The sequence below is a fragment of the Streptomyces sp. MNU76 genome (assembly GCF_020982545.1).
In the GTDB taxonomy this organism is placed as follows: domain Bacteria; phylum Actinomycetota; class Actinomycetes; order Streptomycetales; family Streptomycetaceae; genus Streptomyces.
On sequence record NZ_JAJKLK010000035.1, the window covers coordinates 1 to 1217 of the forward strand.

The following is a 1217-nucleotide window of genomic DNA, read 5'->3' on the forward strand; positions in this document are numbered from 1 at the left end:
TGGGTCGCGGGCATCGCCGAGGAGCTGGTAGGGCTTCTCGTCCATGCACACCACCGGACGTGCCGGGTCGTAGGGCCGGGCATAGACGGCCAGCACGTCTTCCATCCGGGCCGCGAACTCCGCGTTCGCCCGGGGTGGGATGGTCCAGCACTTTCTCAGGTGAGGGCGCAGTTCCGTTTTTTTAAGACCCGCCCGATGGTGGAGTGGTCCAGATCGGGGATGTCCTCGGCCAGCGCGACATGTTTCTCCAGCAGCCGCAGCGACCACCGGGTATGGCCCTGGGGTGGCTGTGAGCACGCCATCGCGATCAGCCGGGCTTCGACCTCGCCGGTCACCGGCGAGGCACCGAGGTCGCGCTTCTTCCGCGCGATCGTGGCGTGCACATCGCCACCGGTCTCGGCGAAACGCTTGGCGACCAGCCGTAACGTCTCACCGGAGACGCCGAGCCGGGCCGCGATCACCGCCTTGGGATCCACGTCTCCCACCGAGGTGTCCAGTGCTAGCAGTACACGCGCACGCATGATCATCGAGGCCCCACGAACACCCGTGGTGGTCACCCGGACCAACTCCTCACGATCCTGCGGTGTCAACCTGACCGGCCGCTTCTTCTGTGAACCCATGACGACAGTCCTGTCCGGCAAAAGGGAAGGAGGAACCCACCAGACACCAGCCTCCCAACCAGACACGCCACAACTAAGCAGCGACGCACTACTAGGCTCCGGGGCATGGGCGAGGACGTGGACCTTGTGGCTGCCGCCGGAAGTATCGAAGACCGGGACGGAGCCTGGGACTTCATTCGTTGCTTCGTTCGAGGCTGGCGGACGCCCATCCTGCCGGGAGACGGGTGCGACGAAAGTGAGATCACACGGGCGGAAGCACGGCTGGGTCTGGCTCTGCCCGCCGCGATGAGGGAGGCGTACTCCTTGTTCGGTCGCCGCAGCGATCTCACGAGCCGACAGGACCGGTTGCTCTCCCCGGACCAACTCCGGCTGGAGGACGGGGCGCTGGTTTACCGGGTGGAGAGCCAGCACGTTGTCGAATGGGCCGTGCCGCTCTCGCATGCGGACGAGGACGACCCACCCGTGTGGTTCCGAGACGCCGGCGCCGTCTCGGAGCCGTGGAGAAACTATCTTGGGCGCTTCTCCCTTGCGTCCGTGGAGATCATTCTGTCCGAATCCGTCCTGTGCGCCGAGGAAGGCCCCCTCAACCACCGGGCC

General features: G+C 66.1%; 2 protein-coding genes. One reads left to right on the top strand and one right to left on the bottom strand.

The features are described 5' to 3' along the window. Positions 1-155 precede the first annotated feature (155 nt). Positions 156-620 carry a helix-turn-helix domain-containing protein gene (locus E4N62_RS47730; protein ID WP_230224792.1) on the bottom strand — a complete coding sequence of 155 codons (465 nt, stop codon included), beginning with the start codon at positions 618-620 and terminating at the stop codon, positions 156-158. Positions 621-725: 105 nt separating this feature from the next. Between E4N62_RS47730 and E4N62_RS47735 the strand changes: the two genes are divergently transcribed. Next, positions 726-1217: hypothetical protein (locus E4N62_RS47735; protein WP_230224794.1), on the top strand; the 492-nt coding region annotated here is incomplete at its 3' end.